The sequence below is a fragment of the Bradyrhizobium sp. SZCCHNR1043 genome, from assembly GCF_032489675.1.
Classification (GTDB): Bacteria; Pseudomonadota; Alphaproteobacteria; order Rhizobiales; family Xanthobacteraceae; genus Bradyrhizobium.
Window position 1 is genome coordinate 219,231 of sequence record NZ_JAUEYN010000012.1, and the last position, 24,246, is coordinate 243,476.

Genomic DNA, 24,246 nt, shown 5'->3' on the forward strand with positions numbered 1-24,246 from the left:
ATTTGCATGCTGCCGAGGTCTGCGCGACTCTGCCTCATCCTGACCGCATCGCTCGTGCTCGCGCCGTCATTGGCGCCGGCCAAGGGAACGAAGGCTGCGAAGGATGCCCGCGTCTATTTCATCTCCCCTGCGGACGGGGAGACGGTGACCGGGCCAGTCATCGCTCGCTTCGGACTTCGCAACATGGGCGTTACCCATGCGGGTGACGATTTCGCCGGCAGTGGCCATCATCATCTTCTGGTCGACGTCGACGAGACGATGCAGGCCGGCGAGGAGATTCCGCGTGACAAGAAACACGTTCATTACGCAGCGGGGGAGACGGAGGCGCGGATCGAATTGTCGCCCGGCAAGCACACGCTGCAGCTCGTGCTGGGCGACACCAGGCATCTCAACTTCGATCCGCCGGTGATCTCCGAGAAGATCATGATCACGGTGAGCAAGCCGAACGGAGGCGAGCAGGAGGCGCGTGCGACGCGCAGCGCCAGCGCCCGAAACAGACCGCAGATCCGATCCGTACCAGCCGAGCCGCCGGCCCAGCCCGAGCCGCCGCCGGAGACGACGAAGTCGCCCGAGAGCTCCGACTTCATCAGCCGCGTCTTCTCCGGGACGAAGTGACGATCTCTCCATTCCCGGTGGCCGAGCGCGTTGATGTGCGTCGGCTTACGCGCGACCGTGGGACGCAAGCTCGGTCGCTCCTTGTGGAACCATCGCCGAGGGCGGCGCTTGTCGCTCCATAGCGGCAAGGGCGATCCATCATCATCCTGCCTGCCGCAGCGATGGAATGAAGCATGTCGAAATTCGCGCCAAGGCTCGCGAGGCGTGCCGACGTCGCGGTCCGCAGCGGCGGCGAGAGCAAGGGCAGCTCACCCGGCCGTGGCCGCTCGTCCGGGCGCGATTCCATGGCAGATCCCGACGCGAGCTGGGACGTCGTTGCCGAGGCATCCGACAAGTCGTTTCCCTGCAGCGATCCGCCATCCTGGCCGGTGGTCCGTGTCGGCAAGGGCATCGCCCGCGCCTGAGATCAGGATCGCTTCTTCGGTATACCGCTGTTCGCACGCATGTGCGCTTGACGGTTGGTAGATGCGTGCGCACAGCCGCATTGTCATCGTCCGGTACCGATATCGCTCCGGTCGAGTGAACGATCGCAGCGCTCAGAATATTTTTTTCTGAGGCTTAAGGTCGCAGCCGTGTAGCTGTCTGTTCCTTTCTCGCCTCACCCTGGTCACAGCCGCAATCGGGCAGGAGTGTGGTCCCGCACGCATCGCCAGTGACGCCTTATGCGCGAGGAAGGCGCGTGCGCCTCGCGCCAGTGCTGCTACATCCTTGCGAATCAATATCAGTTGCAACGTACGGGGAACTACGCACGTTGCCGATTCCGGAAAAAGATCAGCAGCCTGCCGACACGGTTCGATCCTGACTGGAACGTATATGAGTTCGCATCTCAGCGACATTGCGGCCGGATGCGGATTGTTTCGAGCCGCGCATGCGTGTTCGAGGCCGTCCGCCGCGGAATGCGATGTCCAAGTTTCGTTGAAATCTCCCTCCCCTTTGTAGCCCGCGCATCGAGCGCTGTTGGCGCCGATGGCGCAGTCTTCGAGGAGGGATTTGATAATGAAGGTCATCAAGATAATGGTTGTGGCATTGGCGGCGGGTCTTGCGTCGGGCTCCGCTGCGCTCGCCGACGGCTACAAGGATTGCACCAAGCTCGACAAGGCGTCGTGGAAGACGACGGCCGAGGCCGAAGCGAAGGCGAAGGCTGCCGGCTACGAGGTCCGCCAGACCAAGATCGAGGGCACCTGCTACGAGGTCTACGGCGTCAAGGGCGGCAAGCTCTATGAGCTGTTCTACAGCCCCGAGGACCTCGCACTGAAGCATACGAAGGCGAAGTGATCTGATGGTCATGCGTGACGCAGGCCGGGCGCAGCGGAGCGTCTCCTCCGAGACGCCGGCGAACTCAAGTTCGGGGACCGTGGCGGTCTGGGATTTTCCGCTGCGCGTCTGGCACTGGTCGCTCGCGGCCTTCGTGCTCGTCGCCTGCGTCACGCCCAACACGTTCGACCGCCTGCATCGGCTGGCGGGCTACGCCGTCATCGGTCTGCTCGCCTTCAGGCTGATCTGGGGATTGATCGGCAGCCGCCATTCGCTGTTCGCGCGGATCAGCCTCAAGCTGCGGGCGGCGCCTCAATACATCGTGGGCATGCTGCGCGGAGAGACGGGACGCTATCTCGGGCTGAACCCGGCAGGCGCCGCGATGCTGGTCGTGATGCTCGCGCTTCTGATCGTCTCGACCATCAGCGGCGTCATGCAGGTCTCGGTCCGGTTCTTCGGCGTCGGCTGGATCGAACAGGCGCATGCGCTGTCGTCCAATGCCATCATCGCCCTGATCGCCGTGCATGTGCTCGGCACGGTGTGGATGAGCGTGCTGCAGCGGGAGAACCTGATGCGCGCGATGGTCACGGGACGCAAGCGCGTGCCCGGAATCGTGCGTGCGGCGGCGGCGCGCAGCGTCGCACGGCAGAACCCGGAGCCCGAGCCGATGGCGAACGAGGAGCACGTATCCGTCGTGCCCGATCTGCCGCCCCTGCGCGTGAATCCGACGCTTGGCGCCGCGAAGCCCGCACGCATGCCGCGGTCCCTCAGCATTCACGACAAGCGGCTGGGGGTCGGCAGGTGAGGCGGCGGGCATCGGTCGTGTGCGCTCGCCGCCGATATGGGCGGGCGGGCTCGCGTCTGATTTCATTTCTGGTGCGCGCAAGGCTTGTCCGCGCACGGCTCGAGCTGGATGGACGCGCACGCACATTTCGGCCCATGCCGCGCGGGACCAGCGCGAGCGCGTTCCTATGCGTGTATCTCGCTCGCAGTCGCCTCGACGAGCCGGCGCATGAGGATCATGCATGTGCTGCGCGCAGCGCGCGCGGTCGATCGTGAGTCTCGTGTGGTTCGCGGGGTGTGCGACCACGCTGCATGACCTGTCGTGTCTCATATCAGCACAGCCGCGATGCGAACCAAGGCGATCATGCTGCTCTCGACCGCAGAAACCGCTGATTTTCGTCGCTGTCATTCGGTGCCGCGCGTCGGCGATGCTCAAGCCGATGCATCTGCGCGGCGCCGCGACGCTACGCAACTAATAAAGTCGCGCGCTTTGTCGCACACAACGATGTTGTCAAATTTGGACACGGCAAATTGCCGCATTCGGGACTTTATAGTCGTTCTATGAAGTGTCGGAGACTCGTCGAAACAGGCGAGCGTCTGGAAGCCGTCCGGCACATTTGGGTGAATTCGGGACAGGGACATACACCATGAATCTCTTTGGGAAGGTACAGGCAGCAGGAGCCGCCGCGCTGTTGATCGCGGCGCTCGCGCTTCCGGCGGGCGCGGCGGAGACCACGATCGAGATATCGGTCAAGGACAACAAGTTTCAGCCGACGGAGATGAAGGCGCCGGCCGACACGCCGATCGTGTTCAAGGTCAAGAATCTGGATGGCGCGCCGGTCGAGTTCGAGAGCGAGCCCCTGGAGTTCGAGACGGTGATCAAGCCGAACATGGAAGGCGTCGTGAAGGTCAAGGCGCAGAAGCCGGGACGCTACGAATTCTTCGACGACTTCCATCAGGGCAACAAGGGCACGCTGATCATCGAGTGATCCGGCCTTCGGCCCCCGCGGCGCCGTGATGCCGGAACGTGTCACGCCGCGGGGGGGGGGCCGCGCTTCGCAGGTTGCCGAACTCGACGGAGACGAGGCTTTTTGGAACGGGCAGCACGAGAGACGGTCGCTTCCAGACGTGGCATCGGTCGCGACGTCTCATGGTGCCAGGAGGAGTCGGTTGCGATCACCGTGCTGCTCGTGACGCTGTTTGGAGCCGCGCCGTCCTACGGTCAGACCGTCGTTCCGGGGAGCCAGGTCAGAGCCTATGCAGATCCCGGGGCCGCCGAGGGTGGGCCGGTGGTGGTCGTGCCCAACCGCCGCCGCCAGCCGGCGCGGCCCGCGAATGGCAATGGACCGCTGGTCATTCCGCAGGTGATCGTTTCGCCTGGCGGCGTCGAGCCGGAGCCCAAGGCGGCAACGCAGGTGGATGGGGCTGCACCGCCGCGGCCGCGGTCTCCGATCGATGCCGGCGCGGGCGCGCTCCCTCAGGCCGCGCGCCGCGAACCGGCGCCGCGTCTGGCTCCGGTTCGAAACGGCTTTTTCGGTGCTCCGTCCGCCGGCCTCCTGGTTGGCGGCTGCTTGTCGACGCCCGGCCGGCTGTCGACGACGAACGTCCCCAATCGCTGTCTGGATGCGCTGGCCTTCGCCGTCAGTCCGCCGCCGGCCACCCGTGGCGTGCTGCCGCGCAACCTGCCGCCGATTCCGCGACAGGATGCGCAGCCGATTCCGCCCGTTCTGGCCGATAAGCCGAAGATGCGGCTGCCGCCGGTGAACAAGGGGCAGAAGCCGCAGGAGCCGCCGGCGCAGCCGCCGATGATGGAGGAGGACCCCTATGAGCCCAAGGGCATCACGGTGGGAAACTTCATCCTGAAGCCTGCGTTCGAAATGTCATCAGGCTTCGACAGCAATCCCGGCCGTGTACCACAAGGCAAGGGCTCGGCGTTCGTCAGCGTTGCGCCGGTCCTGCTCGTGCGCTCTCAGTTCGAGCGGCATCTGCTCAACGCCGATGTGCGCGTCGGCTACATCGACTATGCGAAGCTCCGGCAGCTCAGCAGGCCTACCGTCGACGCCAAGGTGAATGGACGCTACGACATCACCGATACGTTTGCGCTCAACGGCGAGGGGCACGTTGCCGTCGATGCCGATGATCCCGGCACGCCGCGCTTCGCCGGCCGGTTCGCCAAGATTCCGCTGGCCTCCACCGTCGGCGGCTCGGCCGGCGTCACCAAGCGGTTCGAGGAGGTCGAAATCTCGACCAAGGCCGCCATCGACCGTGTCGCCTTCCAGAACGCGCCGCTGATGGACGGCCAGATCGTCAGCAACGCCGATCGCAACTTCGTCCAATACGGCTCGCAGAGCCGCGTGACCTACAACCTGACCCCGGAGATCCGGCCCTTCGTCGACGTCGCCGTCGACCGCCGCGTTCACGACATCGCGGTCGATGCCGAGGGCTTTCGCCGCGACTCCACCGGCACCGCGGTCGAGGCGGGCGTGACCTTCAACTATGCCGACAAGCTGACCGGCGATGTTGCGGTGGGTTATCTCACGCGCCGCTATCAGGATCCGATGTTGAAACCGGTCAACGGCTTCATCGCCGACGCCAACCTGACCTGGCAGTATGCCAAGGAGACGGCGGTGATGTTCGGCGCCAAGTCGCAGGTCGTGGAGATCACCGAGCCCGGAATCTCCGGCGTGCTCAAGCGCGACGTCACGGTCGGCGTCGAGCACCAGTTCGAGCCGTGGCTGATCGGCACCTTCCTCGCCGGCTTTGGTCAGGACGCCTTCACGGGCACGACGCGGGTCGACGACCGCTACCTGGTCGAGCTCGGCATGCTCTACAAGTTCTCACGCCTGCTGCAGCTCAGGGCCAGCGTCCGGCGCGAGGAGACGCGCTCCAACTTCCGCGAAAACAATCTGTCGGCGACCGTGGTGCAGGTCGGCGCGCGGGTACAGTACTGATCGGCTGCCCGGCAGGCGCCCGCGCGCCGCATCTGCGGTCTTCTGAGCGCGTGCCTGGAGATCACGCCTGCTGTCGTGACGCGGCCACAGTCATTCCGGGGCAGGGCCGCAAGCCTGGAAGCTGGAGTTTCGCGCCGGCTTCGCCATGTAGTATAGCCACCCAGCGACGGGTGGACGCGCGGCGGGAGTGGCTGGCTCCAGTCTCCAAAACGAAATGCAGCGCCCACGAGGTGAGCGCTGCCAACTCCGGATCTGCGTGTCAGTTCGGCCACGACTACTTCTTCTGGTTGAAGTTCACGTCGAGGCTGAAGCTGAACTGATCGTCCGTCAGTCCGGACGGCGGCGCGGGCACCGGGTCGGAGCGACGGATCATCGCAAGCGCGGCATCGTCGAACATCGAGTCGCCGCACGACTGCATGACGGACGCAGACACCACCTTGCCGGCCCGGCTCAGCACCAGCGCGACCTTGACCGTGCCATTGTGCTTCTTGCCTTCCGGATAGCGCTTGTGCAGCTCGAAATAGGCGCTGATCTTGCGACCCCAATCGTTGGTCAGCTTCTGCTTGTCCTTGCCCATTCCCGGATTGGGGGCCTTGGCCGTCTCCGCCGGCGGCGCGGCCTCGTCCAGCGCCTTGCGGGCCGATTCTTCCTGCGCGGCAGACGCGACCGACGCCTCGGCCTGCTGGGTCGCCTGCTGCTGTTCCTCCTTCTCCGGCTTCTTGGGGTCGTTCTGCGTGACGACCCGATCGGCCTCTTCCTCGGTCTCGGTCGGCTTGTCCTTGACGGCGTCGGACTCCTGGACTTCGGCGGTCTGCTGCATCTGCTCCGGCGCAGCTTCGGCCGCGTCGCTGTCGGGGCCCGGCGGAAGATCGTTGTCCTCGACCTGGGGCGAGGCCATCTCGAGCGCGAATTCAGCGCCGGCGGCGCCGAGGCCACCTTCCGCATCATTGCCGCTGAGATGGACGACCGCGAGTGCGGCGCCGCCACCGTGCAACATCACGGCGCCAATCGCGGCTGAGATCCACAAGCGGCGCGACGCTCCTTGATACTTGTGTTCGACCATTCTTCACTTCCGTCGTTTCACTGGTTTCAATGTGCAGCCTGGGCGGCGGCCTGTGAGACGCCTTCGACAGTCACGAGCTTGATCTTCGGATAGCCGCCGGTCCGCAGCAGCTCCATCACGTCCATCAGCTCGCCATAGGCCACGCCGCGGTCGGCGCGCAGGAAGATGAACTTGTCCTTGGCGGCCTCGGGAATGTGCTCGAGCGTGCTGACCAGGCTCGCCCGCTTCACCTGCTCCTCGCCGACGAACAGCGTCAGATCCGGCTTGATGCTGACATAGATCGGCTTGTCCGGCTTTTTCTGCGGCGTGGCGGTCGAGGTCGGAAGATCGACCGGCACGTCGACCGTGGAGAGCGGTGCCGCGACCATGAAGATGATCAGCAGCACCAGGATCACGTCGATGAACGGGGTGACGTTGATGTCGCTGGTCTCGCCGAGATCGTCGTCACCATCACCTTCAGACAGAGAAACGGCCATGACCTACTCCGCTGCGAGCGCCATCGGAGGCGCGGAGTGGACGTGGATCGGCTCGAAGCGCTCGCCGTGATGGCTGTGGTGGCTCTGGCCGCGGTCGAGATCGCGCGACAGCATGCGGGCGGTGGCGCCGGAGGACCGGTTGACGAGCTCCATGTAGCCCTTCGTCACCCGCGTGAAGTGATTGTAGATGATTACTGCCGGGATCGCGGCGACGAGGCCGATGGCGGTCGCGAGCAGCGCCTCGGCGATGCCGGGCGCGACCACGGCGAGGTTCGTGGTCTGCGACTTCGAGATGCCGATGAAGCTGTTCATGATGCCCCAGACCGTGCCGAACAGGCCGACGAAGGGCGAGATCGAGCCGATCGTGGCGAGCAGGCCCATGCCGGTCCGGCAACGCCGGCCTTCGGCACGCACGATCTCGGAGAAACTCGACGCCGCGCGCTCGTTGACGCCGTGAGACGGCAGTTCGGACGACATCCTGATCTCGTGCATGGCGGCATCGATCAGTGCTGTCAGCACGTTCTGGCGTGATCCCAGCGCGAGCTTGGCTTCCGACAGCCAGCGTACGTCGTCGACCTTGCGCAGCGCGCTGCTCAGCTTCCGGCGCAGGATGGAGAACTCGATGGTCTTGGCGATGAAGACGGTCCAGGTCGCAAGCGAGGCGAGCGCCAGCCCCATCATCACCGACTTCACGAGAATGTCGGCGGCCAGGAACATCGACCATGGCGACAGATCGTGCGGCACGTGTGATGCCGCCTGCGCACCGCCTTGCGTCGGCTTCTCTGCCTGATCCTTCGCCTTGTCGCCCACCGACGCGTCAGTAACGGTTTCGGCAGCGGTCGACGGCTGGGCGTCGTTCGTTGCGGCTGCCGGCGCCTGGCTCGTTGCGGCAGCCTGCGGCGTGGTGACAGCCGGTGCCGGTGCGGCCGCCGTGGCGGCGCCGCCGGTGGCCGGAGCCGTTGCCGTGGGAGCAGGCGCGGCCGTCTGCGGCGCGGGCTGGGCAACAGCGGGGGCCGTCTGCGCCTGTCCGATGGTCACTGGCTTCGGCGCCGCGCTCTGAGTTTGAGCTGCGTGCGCAACGGGAGCCGGCGCGCTGGCCGCGGCGGCGTTGACGGGCGCAACGGCAGGCGCCTGCGTGGCGGCCGCTGTAGCCAGAGGCTGAACGGATTTCGCTCCGGTCGCATTCGCCGGATTTGGTGCTGTGGTCTGCGGGGCGGTTGCAGCCTGGCCAGGTCTCGGCGATGTGGCCGGCTGCTCGGCATGCGCCATGGCGCCGGCCGAAACGGCTGCGATCACCGCTCCTACATGAAGAACGATCCTGAACATGTTGCTGCATACCCCTTGGTAGTTATCTTCTCTGTAATGTTTCTAGTCGTAACCCGGCTGTTTTGAGACGGCCCGTTGACTCAAAGCGGGAACATCAAGGTCGGCAGTCACTCCGGTGAGTGCGATGCCAAATGAAAAATCGAATCGTGCGGCCTGTTCATCGGCCGTCGATGCCGCACGTGACGTCCTAACTCCCTGAAAGTCCTGATGCGAGACGGAGCTAGCCGTGCATGACGCCGCCGATGCGGCCGCGCGTCACGCAATTGCCTCCGTTCGGTCTTCCATCGATTCTAATTAGTCGGCACCGCCGTGATGATCCTGTTCGGCTGGTACGAGGGCATGCCGCGCGGCTTTCGGGACGGGATGCCGTCCGAAAGGAGCTTGAGGGCGTCGATGTCCGAATCAGAATGCCGATGAGATCGGCGTCGTTCAAGAAGCACGCGCCGCACGCCCCTGATCACGTCGTGATCAACGGCCATCGCGGTCGCGATGGGGGCTCGCGAAGCGCACGCGCTCACCGCCACGGAAAATCGCAGAGCTCGCCAACGACGATCCGCCAGCGGTCAAAGACATGGATCGACAGCTCCGAGAAACGGACCAGCCGACTGCATGTGAGCACGGATGGCGGTCTATCGCGAGCGCTGGGGAAAGCGCCTGAACGATGGGATCATCACCAAAACGAATGAGCCGGGCTGCATCGCGTGCAACCCGGCTCGTAAACGATCGAACTCAACCAGATCGTTGCGACCGAAGGAGAACCTCTAGTTCTCGGCCCAGTAGCGGATCAGGTTGTGATAGAGGCCGGTCAGCCGCACCATTTCCGGATCGTCGCGCCCCATCCGCTGCGACAATCCCTGGATCGTCGTATCGAGATCGAAGATCATGCTGCGCGCGAGGGGATCGCGGATCATGCTCTGCAGCCAGAAGAACGAGGCGACGCGGACGCCGCGCGTCACCGGGGTGACCATGTGCAGGCTCGAGGAGGGATACAGCACGAGGTCGCCGGCCGGCAGCTTCACCTCGTGCGAGCCGTAGAGATCCTCGATCACCAGCTCGCCGCCGTCGTAATCCTCCGGCTCGGAGAGAAACAGCGTGACCGAGAGGTCGGTGCGGATGCGCAGGCCCGTGAGCTTGTCGCCGCGCACGGCGTTGTCGACGTGGATGCCGAAATGATGACCCGACTCCGCGCTGTAGCGGTTGAACAGCGGCGGGAAGATCTGCTGCGGGATGGCGGCGGCGAGAAAGCGCGGATTGGCGGTCATCGCCGAAATGATGCGGTGGCCGAGCTTGCGCGCCACTTCGCTGTCGGGCGGCAACTGCTCGTTGCGCTTGACCATGGCGGACTGGGCGCCGGCCGTCGAGCGGCCGTCCTCCCAGTCGCTGGAGTCCATGATGCGGCGAAACTCCGCCACATCATCTTTGCTCAGAATTCCGGGGACACAGATCAGCATGAACTCATCACTTGATGTGTGCCCCCGGCTGGGTGGTCTGCGATCAGAACCGCCCGGACAGGACGATCGATGCGCTTCGTCCCGGACCGACGAGCACGAACGGCGTGGCACTCTGATAGAGAGCGTCGTAGTAGAGCTTGTCGAAGATGTTGGCAACAAACACCTTTGCCGTCCAGTTCTTGTCGAGCTTGGCTTCCGCGAACGCATCGAAGCGCCAGTAGCTCGGCAACTCCGTGCCCTGGTTCGCCGCCAGCCAGGTGCCGCCGAAGATCTTCGAGCGGTACACGGCCTGGCCGCCGATCTCCCAGGTGTCGTTGATCTGGTACTTCGTCAGCAGGCTGAACGACTGGTGCGCGGTGTTGGCGAGCTGCAGGCCGACATTGCTGGTGAACAGCGCGGTGTTCGCCGGCGGGATGTTCGACTTCGTCACCTCGGACTGCATCAGCACGATGCCGCCGAAGATGCTCCATTTGTCGGTCAGCTTGCCGCCGGCCTGCAGGTCGATGCCGCGGATGCGGTAGGCGGCACCGGCCGAGAGACACGGCACGGAGCCGATGGTGCCTGCCGGATACGGGCAGTCCGCGGTGGCCTGCGCGGCGCTGGTGATGTTGCGCGACTCGCGGGCATTCTCCTTCTCGGTCTGGAACAGGGCTCCCGTGACCAGCAGGCGACCGTCGAGCAGCTCCCATTTGGTGCCGATCTCGATCGAGGTGTTCTTCTCGGGCCCGAAGATCTGGTTTGCGCCGCCATTGGTGACCGCGGAGAGGCCGCCATATTGCGGGCTGAGACCGTCGAACTCGGCGCCGACCGGATTCGACGAGGTGGCGTAGGCCGCATAGAAGCTGGCGTAGGGCACCGGCTTCAATGTCATGCCGACGTTGAAGTTCGGCATGCCGCTGGAGGCCGCCGTCGAGCCCGGCGTGTTGGCGACGCCGTTGACGGTGCCGAAGCCGTCGACCCGGACGTCGTATTTGTCATAGCGCACGCCGCCGTTGAGGATGACGAGATCGCGGTAGTTGACGCTGTCGAGAGCGTAGACGCTCGCCGAGTCGATCTTCACGTTGGTCGGGAATTGCCCCAGCGACGGAATGCCGAACGGCAGGTTCGTGAATTGCGGGTTGAACACGCTCACGCCCGAGAGCGAACCGCTGCCCGCGAACGCCAGGCCCTGCTGCTCGGAGGTCAGGCCGGTGTAGCTGTTGATGCGCGCCTTTTCCTGCGAGACCTCGAGGCCGGCGAGCACGGTGTGCCTGAAGTTGCCGGTGTCGAACTTGTAGGTCGCCTCGAGCTGGTTGGCGAGCACGTCCGTCTGCTGGAAGCGGCTCTGCGGGTTGGCCCTGATGAGCGCGCCGGACGGCGGATTGATGTTGGTCGGGCCTTCCGGCAGCGTGCCGATGTAGTTCAAGGTCGAGCGCGACACCCGGACCTTGTCGGAGATCGTCAGGTCGGGCGTGACCTTCACCTCGGCATTGAACGAGCCGATGTCCTGTCCGACACGCGAGAAGTCGCGGTTGACGAAGCCGTACCAGGCGTTGCGCGGCGAGCCGACCTCGGGGAACGGCGCGCCGGCGGTGAGCGTGCTCGGCCGATAATACGGCACGCCGAAGTCCGGACGGCCGGTCACCTCGTTGTGGATGTAGTTGGCGGACAGGGTGACGGTGTCGAGCGGCGTCCACTTGGTGGCGATGAAGCCGCCGTTGCGGTTGTCGGTGACGTAGTCGCGGCCGGCAACGCCGGCATCCTGGAACAGGCCGCCGACGCGGGCAGCGAAGGTCGGCGTGATCTTCTGGTTGACGTCGATCACCACGCGCTTGGTCCTGTCGGTGCCGAGCGTGGTGTCCATGTTGTAGAAGCTGTTCTCGGTCGTGGCCTGCTTGGTCACGATGTTGATCGCGCCGCCGGTGGTGCCGCGGCCGGCGAATGACGACGCAGGGCCGCGCAGGATCTCGACCTGCTCGGTGAAGAAGTTCTCGCGCACGGAGACGCCGGCGTCACGCACGCCGTCGATGAAGACGTCGTTGCGGGCGTCGAAGCCGCGGATGAAGAAGCGGTCGCCGAACGCGTTGCCGCCTTCGCCGGTGCCGAGCGTCACGCCGGCGGTGGAGAGCACCGCGGATTTGAGGCTGGTGGAGTTCTTGTCCGCCAGGATCTCCTTGCTCAGGACGGTGACGGTCTTCGGCGTGTTGAGCAGCTTCTCCGGAAACTTGCCGGAGGCCTGCAGCCGCTCGCCCTTGTAGTCGGAGGCGGGGCTGGAATAGGGGTTGCGGTCGGGCGGCAGATTGCTCTTCGGCGCCGCGGCCTGCTGCTGCTGTTGCTGGCGGGCGGCGCGGCGCATTGCGTCGCGGGCGCGGACCTGGTCCGCGGTCGGGCGCGAGGCGGCCGGCTTGGGGCGCGCCACCGGGGCTTCGACGTTGACGGACGGCAGCGGCGCCTGCTGGGCTTCGGCACTGGAGAACGAGGCAACCGCGATCAGGCTCGCGACCGCCGAGACTTTCACACCGGAAATCTCGGGAGATGGATCCCACTCGTGCCCGCTTGCCCCTCGCAAGCTCCTTGGAAAGATTGCCTTACCCATACTCGACCACCCCATTCGTTACGCAAAACTTTGACTTGGGTTCGTTTGAACGCCCGCAACGGGCGCGTGCCTGTTGCGAATGCAAGTCAAGAAGCGAGCGAAAGCGGTCCAAAGCTGGTTCCGCTGGAGGCTGGAATGCGAAAAGTTTCCATCCATTTCTGAAAATGAGACTTGTTCGCAAAGTGTCGCCTCACGGCAACAGTTGAAACCTCCTGGTTGAGCTGATCTCCGTCATTCAATTGCTGATGAGAGAGTTGATGGTCTTTCACGTCGTCTCGCGAGGTGAATCGTGCGCTTGACGATCACTTCGGTCGATCTTCGGCTCGAGCTGCTCCCCGCCGCGTCGCGAGATGCGGCGGGATTCTGGCGAATCTGTTTCCTGATCGGGACGCGTGTGCGGCTCAGAACTTCGCCGTGGTGATCAGGTAGAACGCGTGGCCCGGGATTTCGACCGTGAGTTCAGCGGCGCTCGGCGATGATCGCGACCGGTCCGCCGCCGTCGGGGCCCTGATGCTCGGCGCCGCCCGAGACGAACAGGTCGGTGAAGCCGAACAGCCCGGCCAGCGCGCCGCCGACGAAGGCGCGGGCGTGGCGGGTCGAAGAGACGTCGCTGTCGTCGAGCATGGTATGCCGCTGGCCGCGCAGCCGGCCGCTCTGCGCCGCCTCCGCCTTGGCGAGCACCGCGGCGATGCGGCTGCGATCGGCGGCCGGCACCTGGCCCGGCACGTTCAGGCCGAGTCGGGCGAGCGCCTGCCGCGCCGGCTCGATGTCGATGGCATCGCCCATGACCGCATGATCGATCGCCAGCGGCCCGCTCCACTTGGCCGACATGCCGGCGACCATGATCTCGTGGTCGAGCAGCTCGACGCCGCCCGATGTCGCCGCGCGCTCGCTGTAGCGCGAGACATCCGTGCAGATCGTCGCATCGGAGAGATCGGCAGCGGCGACCTCGCCGAGCGCGACGGCGACACCGAGCGCCGAGGCGCCGCGGGAAAAGCCCATCGACTTCAGCGTATCGCGCACGGCGGTGCGCTCTCCCCGCGCCTCCACCGCCTCGATCCGCTCCATCGTCAGCAGCGGGCATTTCACCTGCACGTAATGGACGTCGGCGGGATCGCTGATGCCGGCGTCAGCCATCGCCGCGCGCACGCCGGCCGCCACGAGCTCGACCTGCGGCATGCGGCCGAGATGCTCGCCCGCCAGCGCCGCCGTGCGCGCGCGCCCGAGCGCCAGCGATGCCGGGAAAGCGCGCGGCGCCACGGCGTCGCCGCCGTCGCGTGCCTCGAACACGATCATGTGCGGCGACAGCGCGCCCTCGGTGCCGCCGGACATCACCATCGCGATCTGCCGCACGGCGTCGGCCGCGAGATATCGGCCGAGCAGCGCCTCCAGCGAGCGCACGGCGAAGGCGCGGGTGAAGTCGTTGACGCAGCCATTGCCCTCGGTCTTGCCGAGAATGGCGACGATGCCGGCGGGATCGATGGCGCCTTGCGCGATTCCGGCCTCGAGCGCGCCGACATCGTCCGGGCTGCGCATCGGCAGGCGGTGAACGTAGGCGCGGCGCAGCGTGGTCGGCATGTCGAGAACTCCTGTCGGGCGTCCGGCGACACTAGGCAATCACGAAGCCGCGCGCGACGGTGTTCCGGGATGGTCCGCGTGCTATCCTCCGCAATCCCATCTCGACGACCGGTGATCCATGCCTCTCTGGACCTGCTTTCAATGCGGCGCGCAGTTTCCCGATACGAAGGCGCCGCCCGGCCATTGCGTCGTCTGCGAGGACGAGCGGCAATATGTGAACTGGAAGGGACAGAGCTTCCTCAGCCGCGACGACCTTGCTGGCCGGCATCAGGTCATCTGGCGCGAGGATGACGGCCTGACCGGCCTCGCTTTGGATCCCAGCTTTGCGATCGGCCAGCGCGCGCTGCTCGTTCCCGAGCCGGACGGCTGCGTGATGTGGGACTGCATTCCCTTGGCGACGGAGGCAGCCATTGCCCGCGTCCGCTCATTGGGCGGCCTGAAGGCCATCGCGGTGTCGCATCCGCACTACTATGGCGCGGTCGCCGATTGGAGCGAGGCATTCGGCAACGCGCCGGTCTATCTCCATGGCGACGACCGCGCCTTCGTCACCCGGCCGCATCCGGCCATCGTGCCATGGACGGGCGATCGCCTCGCCATCTCGGATGACGTCGTGCTGCTGCGGACCGGCGGGCATTTCGCCGGCGCCACCATCCTGCATTGGCGCAAAGGTGCCGGTGGCAAGGGCGCGCTGTTGACCGGTGACATCGCGATGGTGGCGATGGATCGCCGCCACGTCAGCTTCATGTACTCCTATCCGAACTACATCCCGCTCGGCGCCGCCGCCGTGCGCCGCATCGCCGATGCGGTCGCGCCGCTCGCCTTCGACCGCATCTACGGCGCGTGGTGGCAGAAGAACATCGGCGACGATGCGAAGGCGGCGTTCGATCGCTCGGTGCGGCGTTATCTCCAGGCGATCGCCTGAGCCGCTGGTTCCACGAACCCCCGTAAAGTAACGGGGCATTAGGCACAACCATAAGGTTGTATTTGAGCGTCTTGCAGTCTTTGGTCGGATGGTATCGAAGTATCCCGGGCGGAGTGGGGTACCTCAATGCGTTCGCAATCGTGCTCGTCGATGACCGGCGCCATCGCGCCGGCCGGCCTCATCCTGCATTCAGATACTCTCCCGGGTCTGCACGATCCGGCGTTCGCGTCCACCGCCAGCCACATGCAGCGGCTCTGGGCCGTGCTGGCGCTCGTGCTCGCCATCGTGCTCGCGCTGCCGTTCCTGCTGGTCGATGTGCCGCCGGTGCTCGACTATCCGAACCACCTCGCGCGCCTGTTCGTGCTGGCGCATCCCGACGATCCCGTGCTGTCGCAGATGTACGCGCCGAACTGGCGCGTCCTGCCCAATCTCGGCATGGATGTGATCGGCGTGGCGCTGCTGCGCTTCACCGACGTTCATGTCGGCGGCCGCATCCTGCTCGCGCTCAGCCTGTTCGCGCCGCTCTTTGGCGTGATCGCCTATCACCGCGCGGTGTTCGGCCGCTTGTCGTTGTGGCCGCTGGCGGCCGGCATCATCGCCTATGACGGCGTCTTCCTGCTCGGCTTCATGAATTTCCAGCTCTCGCTTGGTCTCGCGCTCGGCGGCGCCGCCGGCTGGGTGGCGCTGCGCCGTCGCGGCTGGCTGCCCGCGATCGCGTGGGGAGCCATCGCCGCGGCGGCCGCCTTCCTCTGCCACATCTTCGGCCTGCTGTTCTTCGCGGTCCTGATCGGCGCTGGAGAGGCCGATCGGCTGTGGCGGCTGCGCCGGTCGCCCGGCCTTGCACGGGAGCTGGTGGTCGTCGCCTGCGCGCTCGGCATCACGCTCAGCCCGGCCGTGCTGCTCTACGGGCTCTGTCCGCTGGGTGAGGGCGGGCTGCAACTCGGCGCCTGGATCGGACCGCCGAAGCTGTGGCGCATCATGACGCCGTTCCTGACCACCAGTGCCGAGCTGACGGTCATAACGACCGTCGCGGTGCTGTCGGTGTTGATCCTCGTCCGGCGCCAGATCGTCGTCGCGCCGGGCATGCCGCTGGCGCTGGCGGCGCTGTTCGTCGCCTTCGTCGCGGCGCCATGGAGCGCGCTGGGCGGAACGTTCATCGATATGCGCTTTGCCGCGATGTGCGGCCTGCTGCTGTTCGCCGGCCTGCAGCCGGTCGTGTCCGGCAGGAAGGCGGCGCTCGTCGGCATCGTCCTCGCGGGCCTGACGCTGATTCGTACCGTGGACATCGCATCGGCATGGATCGATCACAGGGTCGACCTCGCCGAACTGCGCGCGGCGATCGCGCATGTGCAGCCCGGCGCGCGCGTCATCGCCGCGCATGGCCATGAGCAGCCCGTCTCCAGCCGGCGCGAGCGGATCCTGCCCGGATTCCGCTATGTCGATTCCCATATGGCGGCGCTGCTCGTGATCGAGCGACGGGCGTTCTGGCCGCTGATGTTCGCCCATCCGAGCCAGCAGCCCGTGGCGGTCCGTCCCTCTTTCGCGCGCCTTGCGCAGCCGCTGGCCGAGCCCGCCGCGTGGCGCTGGCTGCAGCCGGACACGCCGTCGGCCGACGTGTTGCAGCTCGCGCGCTATCTGGCCGGCTGGCGGTCGCACTTCGATGCCGTTCTGCTGCTCGACCCGCCGCTCCCTGAGCAGCCGGTCGCCGGCCTCACACCGCTCTATCTCGGCAGCTACATCCAACTGTTCCGCGTCGGGCAGGGCGGCACCGGCACCACGGCGGTGCAGAAGCCGGAGCCTGCTCCGCGGACGGCCTCACCGTCCTGAGGCCGGAGAGCGCCGGCTGGGCGCTCGCCAAGCTCGCTATCCTCGTCTTCGAATGGGGCTTTGCCGCCGTACAGGGACCGATGCAGGAAGCGGCCGACGAGGCCGCGCGCGCCGTCGCCGGCCAGATCGATCCGGCGACGCTGCAGCCCAACTTCGGCACCGAGCAAGGCGCGATCTGGGTCATGCTCGGCGTCGCCACCGTGAACGTCATCCTCGGCGTCTGGCGGCCGCGGTTCACGAACCTGCCGGATTGAACCAGGCATTCGTCGGACTGCGCTTCCCGAGCCTCCGCCTTCTGCGCCGGCCCCGTCGTGCGCTCCCCTCCCCGCAAGGGGAAGGGGAGCGCACCGCCCCTGCTCGAGGGGGGGGCGCTTGCGGATTTCGCGAAATTGCTCTTGCTATTTTTCCGAAATAATGCTTATCTCCTCCCATCCCGCCTCGTGCAGAGGGACGTACGCGTCGTCACGAACGTGGAGGTGGGCTGCGATGGACGTGACGGCTGTGCCAGACGAGCGCAGTCCGGCGCGGACGGCGAAGTCGTGTGGTCCTGGCCTCTCGACGCTGAGGTCAAGTCCGCTGCCGATGCTGTGACGGCTCGCGCGGGCGATGGGGGCAAGAACGCCGATCCCCAGGGAGAGCACGAAGGACACCGTTAAAACCGATCGCGCGGGGGAGGCCGGTTGTCAGGCCCGACCTGTGGTAACTGCCGCCTGCTTTTCTTGTTGCAGGCGGGCCATGGGCCGCGGTCAGCACCCAGCCTTCCCCGCGCCCTCTCATTTTCAGAGGGACGACTGCCGCATCACTCGGGTCCGACGGGCCGCGGGAACGCGACGACGCATGTCGATGATATCCGCAGCAAGACCTCACTCCCGCAACGCATCGCGTTCGATGAGCCGAGCATTTCGATTGGCCATGGGCGACGCCAGCGCCGCGGCGCCGACATCGTCCATGTCGAAGTCAATGTCGAAGCCTTCAGAGCTGCGTGGCGCGCAGCTCGATCGTGAGCGGCGCCGTCGTGCGCTTGGCGGCCGGATCGGCCGGCATCTGCAGCACGCGGGCGCGCTGGCCGGCGGCGAGGTCGGTGACCTTGACGATTCGGCCATTGGAGAATTCGAGCGCATCGTGATGTTCGGTCGGCTTGTTGGTGTCGACCTGGCGGAAGCGGGCGAGATGGGCGCCGACCTTGCGGCGGAAGAAGAAGCCCTTGATGCGGACATCGTCTTCGAAGGCGAGCTCCGTGCCCGGCCGCAGGCACACGGCGGTCAACGGGTCGTCCTTGGTGCAGAAGCCGCGGGTCTCCGTGCCGGGAAATCGACAGGAGACCAGCACGTCGGCAGTTTTGGCATCGCGGGAAGCAACAGTATGGAGGCTGTAGTCACACATGGGGAGCTCCTGAAGGCCGCCAGCACTGAGGCCGCAACGGCGTAGCAGGAGAGTTGTTCCATGTTGTTGCAGCCCCTCTGTTCGAGAACTCCCGCCGCAGGACCGGCCGGCGGCGGGAACTCGCGATCAGGTGAGATGCGCAGCTTCTTCGGCCTCGTCCTCGGCGGCGCCCCAATGCGAGGCGTCCTTGATGGTCGGATCGATGAGCTCGCCGCGCAGCAGCGCCAGCGGCGACTTCCAATACAGCGCGATGTTGTGGAACGGGTCGGTCAGCACCTTGAAGGCCCAGATCAGGCCCGTCGAGACATCCTGCATTGCAAACAGCTGGATGACGCGAAACATACCGCCGCCGATGCCGACCGCAAGCCAGAGCAGGCCGACGTGGCGGACGAAGTCCATCCGGCCGGCCGGCTCGGCGAACAGGCCGAACAGCGTCGGAAACGCGAACAGCGCCACCGGCACCAGGCCCCACACCGTCAGCAGCACGATCTTGCGAGTCTGATTGTAGCCGACCTTGACCGCCTCCTTGTAGTCGTTGCTGACGCCGTTGACGTGGTCATAGCCGTTCGGTTCGAAGAAGAAGTGCCCGGTCTGCCGCGTCAGCATCGCGAGCCAGCCGACCAGGCCGGCCATCGCCGGATCCTTGAACAGCAGCGCATAGCACACGAGGAAGATCACGGCGCTGATCAGGTGCAGCGTCTGATTGATCCGGCTCTGATGATAGTAGCGATAGTCGTCGAAGCGCTGCGTCTGCAGCGTCTTGTAGTAGCGCGACATGCGAATCCCCGTGCCGTTGTGGAACGAGGCGAAGACGTAGAGGCCTTCAGTGAAGGTGGCGTGACATTATGATGTTGTCACAATGAAACCGACCGGGAGCGGATCGGGAGCCGCAATGTGCGCAAGCGAGCGGACTCTGTGCCGGCGCACGACTCGCAGGCTGGTCTCTCTGTCTGCCGCAAAATGCGGAGAAACGGCTTTGATCCGGATCAAAGCCGGCTGCCGATGTGGCGTGTCGCGGCCTGCATCAGCCGGCGGGCGACCTCGCCAGCCGGATCGCCTCGCTCAGGATCGCGCGGTCACCGATATGGTTGGCGAGCAGCAGCACCAACCTGGCGTTCATGCGCAGGGCTTCGTCCTCGCTGAGGTCGCGCTGGCCGCCGATCAGCTCGGCATAGAAGTCGTCGGGATCGCTGATATTCGGGGTGAGGGTCAGGCTCATGCCGCAAGCTCCTGCTGGACCGCGCCGCGCCTGCCGCAGGCGCGCCGGACCGCGTCCGTGATCGCGTTCTCGTCGAACTGCGGCCAGCGGGCGGTGACATATTGATCGGGACGGAACAGATAGGTCGTGCCGGGCGAGGCACCGTATCGTGCCGCGAGCAGGCTCTTGGCATCAGCGATGTCGCGGCCGACGACGATCACCCGCGCCGTGATGCCGTCGATGCTGAGCTGCTCGGCCGTGACGGCGTTGTCGAAGGTGACCACCGTGAAGCCCGAGCCGAGGCAGTTCAGCAACCAGCCGGGCTGTCCCGCGATCGTCACCGGCGCATCGGCGGCATTGGTGCCAGGCGTCATCGCCCCGGGGACGCTCCCGCCGTCAGGCGTGTTCAGCAACGACGCGACATAGGGTGTCGGCGTCGACAGCCGGCCGCTGTTGACCAGCGGCCGCGCAAAGCTGTGGTTCTGTGCGAGGTCGAGCACGGCGTCGCGATAAAGGCGGCTAGCTTGCGTCTTCGGCGTGATGAAGTCGGTTGCCCGTGTCGAGTTCAGGATATTGTCGTCGGCGGCAAAGGCGCGCTCCTCGTGATAGCTGTCGATCAGGCTCTCCGGCGCCTCGCCGCGCAGCACCAGCGCCAGCTTCCAGGCGAGGTTGTCGATGTCCTGCACGCCGGTGTTGGCGCCGCGGGCGCCGAACGGCGACACCTGGTGCGCCGCGTCGCCGGCGAAGAGGACGCGGCCGTGACGGAAATTGTCGATCCGGCGGCAGGCGAACTGATAGATCGACACCCATTCCAGCTCGAATTCGGTGGTCTCGCCGAGCATCGCCCGGATGCGTGGGATCACGCGCTCGGGCTTTTTCTCTTCGTCCGGATTGGCGTCCCAGCCGAGCTGGAAGTCGATGCGCCAGATGTTGTCGGACTGGCGATGCAGCAGCACCGACTGTCCCGGATGGAACGGCGGATCGAACCAGAACCAGCGCTCGGTCGGATACTCCGCCTTCATCCTGACATCGGCGATCAAAAAGCGGTCCTGGAAGAACTGGCCCTTGAACTCAGCGCCGACCATGCGCCGGGTGTCAGAATTGGCGCCGTCGCAGGCGATCACCCATTGCGCCTCCATGGTGAAGATGCCGTCCGGCGTCTCCACCGCGAGCTGCGCGAAGTCGTCGGTCTGCTTGAGGCTGACCAGCCGATGCTTCCAGCGCAGATCGATCAGCGGAGTCCTGTTGCAGGCATCGACCAGAATCTCCTCGAGATAGTATTGTTGCAGGTTGATCATTGCCGGCCAGCGATGGTCGGGCTCGGGCAGCAAATCGAATTGATAAGAGAGCTGGTCGCGGAAGAAGACCTTGCCGATGTTCCAACTGACGCCCTTCTCGACCATCGGCGCGGCGCAACCGAGCCGATCCCAGATCTCGAGCGGGCGTTTGGCGTAGCACACGGCGCGGGAGCCGATGCTGACGGTATCGTTGTCATCGAGCACGACGACGGGCTGGCCGCGGGCGGCGAGATCGAGCGCCGCCGTCAGGCCGATCGGCCCGGCGCCGATCACGACGATCGGATGGCGGCGGGTCTCGCCGCTGCGCTGCTCCGCCGAGCAGACATAGGGAAATCGCGGATAGACATAGTTGCTCATGGCTGCCTCGCCTGGCGCGTTGCGGTCGGGACTGTCGGGACGAGCAATCGCTCAGTCGCTGCCTGCGAATTCCTTCTCGTGCATCCAGGCGGTGTGCCGCGGCGGCTTCTTGGTGGTCGCCCATTCGTCCACCATGGCGTGGGCGACCGACTTCATCCGTGCGATCTGGTCGGGCGTCGCGGTCCAGGCCGCGATCTCCAGCCGGTGGCCGCTCGGATCGTGGAAATAGATCGACTTGAAGATGGTGTGGTCGGTGATCCCGACGACGTCGAGGCCGGCGGCCTCCGCGCGTGCCTTCGCTTCCTCGAGCTCCTCCATGTCCTTGACCTGGAAGGCGATGTGCTGGGTCCATTCCGGGGTGTTGGGATCGCGTCCCATCGGCGGCGAGTTCGGCAGCTCGAAGAAGGCGAGGATATTACCGTTTCCCGCATCCAGGAAGATGTGCATGTACGGATCGGGCGCCTTGGTGGAGGGCACCTTGTCCTCGGCGATGGCGCCGAGCAGGTCCATGTTGAGGACCTTCTTGTAGAACTCGACGGTGGCCTTGGCGTCGACGCAGCGATAGGCGACGTGATGGATCTTCTCGATCTGCATGATTGTCCTCCCATGATCGTTGTTGGCAGAATAGTAACGAATGATACGATCGTTTGGCTTTGATCCAGATCAACCGGATCAGGATCGGATCGAGGTCGCCGGGATCGTTGGAAGGAACGAGGGGCAGAGGACGCAATGACAAAGCCGGTCACCGACATTCGCGACCGCAAGCAAGGCGAAGCGGCCACGGAGCGCGAGCTCCGGCTGCAGCGCTATTTTCCCTACCGGCTGGCCCGGCTCGCCGAACAGGTGTCGCTGGCGGTGGCGGAGGTCTATGCCGACCGCTTCGCGCTGTCGCGCCAGGAATGGCGGATCCTGGCGGCGCTCGGCGAGCAGCCGCGGTTGCCGACCAAGGAGATTGGCCGGCTGACGACGCTCGACAAGATGAACGTCAGCCGCGCCATGCAGAGCCTGGAGGCACGCGGCATCGTCAGCCGCAGCCGCGATCTCGCGGATGGACGGGAGCGGATCGTAGCGCTGACGGCCGCCGGCAGGGCGCTGTACCGCAGAATCGTGCCCCATGCGCTGGCGCGCGAGGCCGATCTGCTGAGCGTGCTTTCGGCCGCCGAGATCGCCACCCTGGACGCGGTCATCGACAAGCTGCTCGCGGCCGCCGAACGATCGGCCGGTGATCCCCCCGGTCGGAAGGCTTGATCGGTGCCGCCGCCGCGCTATATCGACGGTCTCTCTCCACCCTTGATAGCATGGGCCAACGCACGACGATGACCGACACCGCGACCGTTAGCCATTCCTTCCAGGCCGAAGTCTCCGAGCTGCTCCATCTGATGGTGCATTCGGTCTATTCCGAGACCGACATTTTCTTGCGCGAGCTGATTTCGAACGCCTCCGACGCCTGTGACAAGCTGCGTTACGAGGCGATCGCCAGGCCCGACCTGATCGGCGAGGGCGAGCCGCCGCAGATCCGCATCATTCCGAACAAGGCGGCGGATACGCTGACCATCGCCGACAGCGGCATCGGCATGGAGCGCCAGGAACTGATCGACCATCTCGGCACCATCGCCCGCTCCGGCACCAAGGCGTTCGTGCAGAAGCTGGCCGAGGCCAAGGACGGCACCGGCCTGATCGGCCAGTTCGGCGTCGGCTTCTACTCGGCCTTCATGGTCGCCGACCGCATCGTCGTCATCAGCCGGCGCGCCGGCGAGAACGACGTCTGGACCTGGACCTCCTCCGGCGGCGCCGGCTTCGAGGTCGCACCCGCGTCCGAGGAGGACGCCAAGCGGGTGGCGCGCGGCACGGAGATCGTGTTGCACCTCAAGGACGACGCCAGGAAGTATCTCGAAGCTTATGAGATCGAGCGCATCGTCACCGCCTATTCCGACAACATCCAGTTCCCGATCATGCTGGTGCCGGAGGAGGGCGAGCCGCGCCAGATCAACTCCGCCAGCGCCCTATGGCAGCGCTCGAAGTCCGAGCTGACGTCCGAGGATTACAGCAAGGCCTACAAGTCGATTGCGCACGCGTTCGACGAGCCGGCAATGACGCTGCACTACCGCGCCGAGGGCCGCTATTCCTATGCGGTGCTGCTGTTCGCGCCGTCGACCAAGCCGTTCGACCTGTTCGAGCCGGCGCGCAAGGGCAAGGTCAAGCTCTATGTCCGGCGCGTCTTCATCACCGACGACGCCGACCTGATGCCGGCCTATCTGCGCTTCATCCGCGGCGTGATCGACAGCGAGGACCTGCCGCTCAATTTGTCGCGCGAGATGCTGCAGAACAATCCGCAGCTCGCCCAGATCCGCAAGGCGGTGACGACGCGGGTGATCAGCGAATTGGAGCAGCTCGCCGACAAGGACGCCGAGAACTTCGACAAGATCTGGGATTCGTTCGGCGCCGTCGTCAAGGAAGGCCTGTACGAGGATTTCGAGCGCCGCGACAAGCTGCTGGCGCTGTCGCGCTTCACCACGACATCGGGCGAGCGGCGATCGCTGAAGCAATATGTCGAGGGTCTCAAGGAGAACCAGACCGAGATCTATTTCCTGGTTGGTGACAGCATCGAGCGGCTGAAGTCCAATCCGCGGCTCGAGGCCGCCAAGGCGCGCGGCGTCGAGGTGCTGCTGCTCACCGATCCGGTCGATGCGTTCTGGACCTCGGCACGGCTGGAGTACGACGGCAAGCCACTGAAGTCGCTGAGCCAGGGCGACATCAACTTCGATCCGATCCCGGTGACCGAGCCGAAGCCCGAGGACGAGGCACAGCCGGCCGCCGACGAGGCCAACACGATCGCGCTGATCAAGGCAAGCCTCGGCGACCACGTCACCGACGTGAAGGTCTCGACCCGGCTTACCACCAGTGCCTCGTGTCTGGTCGCCGGCAGCCATGGTCCCGATCGCGAGCTGGAGCGCATCCTGTCGCAGCAGGCGCGCGGCGCCCGCACCAAGCCGATTCTGGAGATCAATCTGCGCCATCCGCTGGTCGTCGCGGTCGCGAAGGCCGCCGCCGACAAGGCCAAGGTCGACGACCTGTCGTTCCTGCTGCTCGAGCAGGCGCAGATTCTCGACGGCGAACTGCCGGAGGATCCGGCCGCGTTCGCGGCCCGGCTCAACCGGCTGGTGCTGCAGGGCGTCGCGGCGGCCTGAG

General features: G+C 65.8%; 22 protein-coding genes. 11 read left to right on the top strand and 11 right to left on the bottom strand.

Translation table 11 applies throughout. The features are described 5' to 3' along the window. Nucleotides 1-6: 6 nt before the first annotated feature. From QX039_RS22185 to QX039_RS22210, 6 genes are all read left to right on the top strand, one after another. The gene (locus QX039_RS22185) at nucleotides 7-615 is read left to right on the top strand and encodes a DUF4399 domain-containing protein (RefSeq protein WP_315772359.1); all 609 of its coding nucleotides are present in this window, start codon (nucleotides 7-9) and stop codon (nucleotides 613-615) included. A 173-nt stretch (nucleotides 616-788) separates the two neighbouring features. Further along, on the top strand, nucleotides 789-1,019 hold the full coding sequence (locus tag QX039_RS22190; protein WP_315772360.1) for a hypothetical protein: 231 nt from the start codon (nucleotides 789-791) through the stop codon (nucleotides 1,017-1,019). 592 nt (nucleotides 1,020-1,611) lie between these two features. Further along, nucleotides 1,612-1,890, top strand: a complete 279-nt coding sequence (locus QX039_RS22195) for a PepSY domain-containing protein (protein ID WP_315736410.1) — start codon at nucleotides 1,612-1,614, stop codon at nucleotides 1,888-1,890. A 10-nt stretch (nucleotides 1,891-1,900) separates the two neighbouring features. After that, on the top strand, nucleotides 1,901-2,674 hold the full coding sequence (locus QX039_RS22200) for a cytochrome b/b6 domain-containing protein (RefSeq protein WP_315772417.1): 774 nt from the start codon (nucleotides 1,901-1,903) through the stop codon (nucleotides 2,672-2,674). Nucleotides 2,675-3,299: 625 nt separating this feature from the next. After that, a complete protein-coding gene (locus tag QX039_RS22205) occupies nucleotides 3,300-3,641 on the top strand; it encodes a cupredoxin domain-containing protein (RefSeq protein ID WP_315736411.1) in 342 nt (113 codons plus the stop codon). A 102-nt stretch (nucleotides 3,642-3,743) separates the two neighbouring features. Next, nucleotides 3,744-5,603: an outer membrane beta-barrel protein gene (locus QX039_RS22210; RefSeq protein ID WP_315736412.1), complete on the top strand. Its 1,860-nt coding sequence runs from the start codon at nucleotides 3,744-3,746 to the stop codon at nucleotides 5,601-5,603. Nucleotides 5,604-5,877: 274 nt separating this feature from the next. On the opposite strand, the gene QX039_RS22215 is transcribed toward QX039_RS22210, so the two are convergent. From QX039_RS22215 to QX039_RS22240, 6 genes are all read right to left on the bottom strand, one after another. Beyond that, nucleotides 5,878-6,666 (bottom strand): TonB family protein, encoded by a 789-nt coding sequence (locus QX039_RS22215; protein WP_315736413.1) that lies wholly within the window; start codon nucleotides 6,664-6,666, stop codon nucleotides 5,878-5,880. 26 nt (nucleotides 6,667-6,692) lie between these two features. After that, nucleotides 6,693-7,142, bottom strand: coding sequence for a TonB system transport protein ExbD (gene exbD / locus QX039_RS22220; RefSeq protein WP_315736414.1), 450 nt, complete (start codon nucleotides 7,140-7,142; stop codon nucleotides 6,693-6,695). Nucleotides 7,143-7,145: 3 nt separating this feature from the next. Next, complete coding sequence (gene exbB, locus QX039_RS22225) at nucleotides 7,146-8,180, bottom strand: tonB-system energizer ExbB (RefSeq protein ID WP_315736415.1); 1,035 nt, start codon at nucleotides 8,178-8,180, stop codon at nucleotides 7,146-7,148. 1,049 nt (nucleotides 8,181-9,229) lie between these two features. Then, nucleotides 9,230-9,919, bottom strand: coding sequence for a Fe2+-dependent dioxygenase (locus tag QX039_RS22230; RefSeq protein ID WP_315758759.1), 690 nt, complete (start codon nucleotides 9,917-9,919; stop codon nucleotides 9,230-9,232). 43 nt (nucleotides 9,920-9,962) lie between these two features. Then, nucleotides 9,963-12,494: a TonB-dependent receptor gene (locus tag QX039_RS22235; RefSeq protein ID WP_315736417.1), complete on the bottom strand. Its 2,532-nt coding sequence runs from the start codon at nucleotides 12,492-12,494 to the stop codon at nucleotides 9,963-9,965. Nucleotides 12,495-12,953: 459 nt separating this feature from the next. Beyond that, a complete protein-coding gene (locus QX039_RS22240) occupies nucleotides 12,954-14,072 on the bottom strand; it encodes a ring-opening amidohydrolase (RefSeq protein WP_315736418.1) in 1,119 nt (372 codons plus the stop codon). Nucleotides 14,073-14,190: 118 nt separating this feature from the next. Here QX039_RS22240 and QX039_RS22245 point away from each other — a divergent pair, with 118 nt between their 5' ends. The 3 genes from QX039_RS22245 (at nucleotide 14,191) to QX039_RS22255 (ending at nucleotide 17,075) form a co-directional block, all read left to right on the top strand. Next, nucleotides 14,191-14,994, top strand: a complete 804-nt coding sequence (locus QX039_RS22245) for an MBL fold metallo-hydrolase (RefSeq protein ID WP_315736419.1) — start codon at nucleotides 14,191-14,193, stop codon at nucleotides 14,992-14,994. Nucleotides 14,995-15,120: 126 nt separating this feature from the next. Then, nucleotides 15,121-16,821, top strand: coding sequence for a hypothetical protein (locus QX039_RS22250; RefSeq protein ID WP_315736420.1), 1,701 nt, complete (start codon nucleotides 15,121-15,123; stop codon nucleotides 16,819-16,821). Nucleotides 16,822-16,901: 80 nt separating this feature from the next. After that, the gene (locus tag QX039_RS22255; RefSeq protein WP_315736421.1) at nucleotides 16,902-17,075 is read left to right on the top strand and encodes a hypothetical protein; all 174 of its coding nucleotides are present in this window, start codon (nucleotides 16,902-16,904) and stop codon (nucleotides 17,073-17,075) included. 718 nt (nucleotides 17,076-17,793) lie between these two features. On the opposite strand, the gene QX039_RS22260 is transcribed toward QX039_RS22255, so the two are convergent. From QX039_RS22260 to QX039_RS22280, 5 genes are all read right to left on the bottom strand, one after another. Next, nucleotides 17,794-18,204: a hypothetical protein gene (locus tag QX039_RS22260; RefSeq protein WP_315736422.1), complete on the bottom strand. Its 411-nt coding sequence runs from the start codon at nucleotides 18,202-18,204 to the stop codon at nucleotides 17,794-17,796. 126 nt (nucleotides 18,205-18,330) lie between these two features. Further along, nucleotides 18,331-18,981, bottom strand: a complete 651-nt coding sequence (locus QX039_RS22265; protein ID WP_315736423.1) for an Mpo1-like protein — start codon at nucleotides 18,979-18,981, stop codon at nucleotides 18,331-18,333. Between the two features lie 247 nt (nucleotides 18,982-19,228). Then, nucleotides 19,229-19,423, bottom strand: coding sequence for a DUF2783 domain-containing protein (locus QX039_RS22270; protein ID WP_315736424.1), 195 nt, complete (start codon nucleotides 19,421-19,423; stop codon nucleotides 19,229-19,231). Then, a complete protein-coding gene (locus QX039_RS22275) occupies nucleotides 19,420-21,057 on the bottom strand; it encodes an FAD-dependent oxidoreductase (protein ID WP_315736425.1) in 1,638 nt (545 codons plus the stop codon). Before QX039_RS22275 ends, QX039_RS22270 begins: the two co-directional genes overlap by 4 nt. A 51-nt stretch (nucleotides 21,058-21,108) precedes the next feature. Next, entirely contained in the window at nucleotides 21,109-21,651 is a 543-nt protein-coding gene (locus tag QX039_RS22280) for a VOC family protein (protein WP_315736426.1), read from the bottom strand. A 135-nt stretch (nucleotides 21,652-21,786) separates the two neighbouring features. Here QX039_RS22280 and QX039_RS22285 point away from each other — a divergent pair, with 135 nt between their 5' ends. Together QX039_RS22285 and htpG are read left to right on the top strand one after the other, a co-directional pair. Further along, complete coding sequence (locus QX039_RS22285; protein WP_315736427.1) at nucleotides 21,787-22,305, top strand: MarR family winged helix-turn-helix transcriptional regulator; 519 nt, start codon at nucleotides 21,787-21,789, stop codon at nucleotides 22,303-22,305. Nucleotides 22,306-22,373: 68 nt separating this feature from the next. Continuing rightward, nucleotides 22,374-24,245, top strand: coding sequence for a molecular chaperone HtpG (gene htpG / locus QX039_RS22290; RefSeq protein ID WP_315736428.1), 1,872 nt, complete (start codon nucleotides 22,374-22,376; stop codon nucleotides 24,243-24,245). The last annotated feature ends 1 nt before the right edge of the window (nucleotide 24,246 follow it).

Bases quoted from the DNA above. Each gene is read 5' to 3' on its own strand.
- QX039_RS22185 (WP_315772359.1), top strand. From the start codon at position 7: ATGCTGCCGAGGTCTGCGCGACTCTGCCTCATCCTGACCGCATCGCTC.
- QX039_RS22190 (WP_315772360.1), top strand. From the start codon at position 789: ATGTCGAAATTCGCGCCAAGGCTCGCGAGGCGTGCCGACGTCGCGGTC.
- QX039_RS22195 (WP_315736410.1), top strand. From the start codon at position 1,612: ATGAAGGTCATCAAGATAATGGTTGTGGCATTGGCGGCGGGTCTTGCG.
- QX039_RS22200 (WP_315772417.1), top strand. From the start codon at position 1,901: ATGCGTGACGCAGGCCGGGCGCAGCGGAGCGTCTCCTCCGAGACGCCG.
- QX039_RS22205 (WP_315736411.1), top strand. From the start codon at position 3,300: ATGAATCTCTTTGGGAAGGTACAGGCAGCAGGAGCCGCCGCGCTGTTG.
- QX039_RS22215 (WP_315736413.1), bottom strand. From the start codon at position 6,666: ATGGTCGAACACAAGTATCAAGGAGCGTCGCGCCGCTTGTGGATCTCA.
- exbD (WP_315736414.1), bottom strand. From the start codon at position 7,142: ATGGCCGTTTCTCTGTCTGAAGGTGATGGTGACGACGATCTCGGCGAG.
- QX039_RS22230 (WP_315758759.1), bottom strand. From the start codon at position 9,919: ATGCTGATCTGTGTCCCCGGAATTCTGAGCAAAGATGATGTGGCGGAG.
- QX039_RS22235 (WP_315736417.1), bottom strand. From the start codon at position 12,494: ATGGGTAAGGCAATCTTTCCAAGGAGCTTGCGAGGGGCAAGCGGGCAC.
- QX039_RS22240 (WP_315736418.1), bottom strand. From the start codon at position 14,072: ATGCCGACCACGCTGCGCCGCGCCTACGTTCACCGCCTGCCGATGCGC.
- QX039_RS22245 (WP_315736419.1), top strand. From the start codon at position 14,191: ATGCCTCTCTGGACCTGCTTTCAATGCGGCGCGCAGTTTCCCGATACG.
- QX039_RS22250 (WP_315736420.1), top strand. From the start codon at position 15,121: ATGCGTTCGCAATCGTGCTCGTCGATGACCGGCGCCATCGCGCCGGCC.
- QX039_RS22255 (WP_315736421.1), top strand. From the start codon at position 16,902: ATGCAGGAAGCGGCCGACGAGGCCGCGCGCGCCGTCGCCGGCCAGATC.
- QX039_RS22260 (WP_315736422.1), bottom strand. From the start codon at position 18,204: ATGTGTGACTACAGCCTCCATACTGTTGCTTCCCGCGATGCCAAAACT.
- QX039_RS22265 (WP_315736423.1), bottom strand. From the start codon at position 18,981: ATGTCGCGCTACTACAAGACGCTGCAGACGCAGCGCTTCGACGACTAT.
- QX039_RS22270 (WP_315736424.1), bottom strand. From the start codon at position 19,423: ATGAGCCTGACCCTCACCCCGAATATCAGCGATCCCGACGACTTCTAT.
- QX039_RS22275 (WP_315736425.1), bottom strand. From the start codon at position 21,057: ATGAGCAACTATGTCTATCCGCGATTTCCCTATGTCTGCTCGGCGGAG.
- QX039_RS22280 (WP_315736426.1), bottom strand. From the start codon at position 21,651: ATGCAGATCGAGAAGATCCATCACGTCGCCTATCGCTGCGTCGACGCC.
- QX039_RS22285 (WP_315736427.1), top strand. From the start codon at position 21,787: ATGACAAAGCCGGTCACCGACATTCGCGACCGCAAGCAAGGCGAAGCG.
- htpG (WP_315736428.1), top strand. From the start codon at position 22,374: ATGACCGACACCGCGACCGTTAGCCATTCCTTCCAGGCCGAAGTCTCC.